Below are 1,420 nucleotides of genomic sequence, written 5' to 3'. Positions count from 1 at the left end.
AGAGAATCCGGGGCGATTCAAAAATCCAGAAACTGCGTCGCGCAGCGAATCTCTCGCTTCCAGACATTTTTCTCGATTTCGCCATCATCACCAATTGATCTGGAATCAAGGAACGGGCGCCAGATTGGGTTTATAGACCAACCCTCAAATGCGACGCCGGGTTCCTGCACGAAGCGAGCCTGTTTGCCGTACACAGTCCAAGCTTTTGGCGGGTTGAGCACAAACTCTGCGTAGTTCTCAAAGTCTTTGCGGCGCCAGTCTTTGGATTTCTGGGAAACGGGGGTTTATGGGGGGGTGACCGGAGGTATGTGGGATTGGACACCTCATGAACACATCTGACATAGCATATTATTTAACATAATATACATTATGCGAATTATTATATGTGGGGCTGGGGGGCTCTGCCGGTCAGATTTGAAGCCAAGCACTGTCTCCTGCCTGCGTTTTTCGCGGGCGCGAAAATCAGGTGCATGAGTTACCTTCAACAAATCGAATGGTAATGAAGATGAGTCTGACATGAGCGAAGCGATCTATCACCACTATGTTTCGGCCGGATATCTGAGAGGTTTTGCGAAGCCAGGTAAGCACGATGTCGTTCACTGCGTTGATCTTGTCGTGAAAAAAGGTTTTCCACAAAGCGTAAAAAATGTCGCTGGGGAGGATCACTTCAATCGAATACATGATCATCCAGATCCCAATCTACTCGAGAGATCCTACGCCAATAAAATCGAGGCGCCTGGGATTGCAGCCCTCACCAGAGTGGTTAAGAGCTGCAGCTTTTCAAACACCGTAGATCGTGAGGCGGCATTGCTCCTTTTTTCGCTTTTTGCCGCGAGAAATCCTCATGATAGGCAGCGTTTAGAAAGCACCATTCAGCCCCTCAACCAAGTTCTAATTGCTTCAGCATTGGGAACTGAGGCTTTAAATTCACCGGAAGCTTTAGCCGCCCTACAGATGAACAGCTCAAAACATGCCTATTTTGAGTTGGGTCTCATCGGTGAAATTTATCAATGTTTACTGGAGCGCAAATGGCGCTTTCTGCAAGCAAGCAATGGATCCCCCGGGTTCATTACCTCAGATTACTCAGTGAACCTCATAGCTCACCCCGATCGACCTGATGACGCCTGGGACTTGGGGTTCGCGCTGAGAGACGTTAGTGTTTTCATCCCTTTGAGTAGAGATGTCGCTGTTCTAGGCGATTATGAGGCAAGCGAGCGAGTGATCCCGTTAGAAAACACGGAGGTTGCAGCTTTCAACAGCCGAATTATCGGTAATGCTACAAGGCAAATTTATGCGCACAGTGATGAATTCGAATTCATAGGCCCAGACAACCGAATCCTGACTGGCGCGAGCCTGCCGAAAGTTCTTTGAGTGTGCCCTCTCTGTCGGAATTATTCCTTCTGAAATATAACTCAACTAA

The 1,420-nt window shown here is 48.3% G+C and carries 1 protein-coding gene; it reads left to right on the top strand.

Features of this window, described 5'->3' with window-relative positions; genetic code table 11:
• The first annotated feature begins 516 nt into the window (after positions 1 to 516).
• On the top strand, positions 517 to 1,371 hold the full coding sequence (locus tag U873_RS35695; RefSeq protein ID WP_081818752.1) for a DUF4238 domain-containing protein: 855 nt from the start codon (positions 517 to 519) through the stop codon (positions 1,369 to 1,371).
• The last annotated feature ends 49 nt before the right edge of the window (positions 1,372 to 1,420 follow it).

The sequence above is a fragment of the Pseudomonas sp. PH1b genome, assembly GCF_000633395.1.
Taxonomy (GTDB): Bacteria; Pseudomonadota; Gammaproteobacteria; order Pseudomonadales; family Pseudomonadaceae; genus Aquipseudomonas.
The sequence above is the reverse complement of the archived record's forward strand: the minus strand, read 5'-3'. Positions and strand labels throughout refer to the sequence as shown.